Consider the following 606-nt stretch of genomic DNA (forward strand, 5'->3'; position numbering starts at 1 on the left):
AGCTGGAGGCTTCTGCCGGCGACATCGAGTTGTCCGATGGTGTTGCCCGCATCGTCGGCACCGATCGCTCGCTCGATTTTTCCAGCATCGCCAAGGCCGCCAAGACGCCTGACGATCTCAAGGGCTTTGGCGAGTTCGTGCAGGACGAATGCACCTATCCCAACGGCACTCATATCTGCGAGGTCGAGATCGATCCCGACACCGGCGCGACCGAGATTGTCCGCTACACCATCGTCGACGATTTCGGCGTGACCGTGAACCCGATCCTGCTCGCCGGCCAGGTGCATGGCGGCGTCGTGCAAGGCATCGGCCAGGCACTGACCGAGGACACTATCTACGGCGAGGACGGACAGCTTTTGACGGCGAGCTTCATGGATTACGCCATGCCGCGCGCCGACAATTTCCCGTTCTTCCATTTCGAGACCCGCAACGTGCCGTCGACGACCAATGCACTCGGCATCAAGCGCGCGGGCGAGGCCGGCACCATCGGTTCGACCCCGGCGGCACTCAATGCGGTGACCGACGCGCTCTGGCGCGCTTATGGCGTCAAGCACATCGACATGCCGGCAACGCCGGCGCGTATCTGGGCGACGATCCGAGAAGCGT

At 63.2% G+C, this 606-nt stretch carries 1 protein-coding gene; it reads left to right on the plus strand.

What is annotated here, in order from left to right:
• Positions 1–606: molybdopterin cofactor-binding domain-containing protein (locus ENZ74_RS33715; protein ID WP_164761501.1), on the plus strand; the 606-nt coding region annotated here is incomplete at both ends.

The organism is Mesorhizobium sp. M7A.F.Ca.CA.002.15.2.1 (assembly GCF_003998715.1).
GTDB lineage: Bacteria > Pseudomonadota > Alphaproteobacteria > Rhizobiales > Rhizobiaceae > Mesorhizobium > Mesorhizobium ciceri.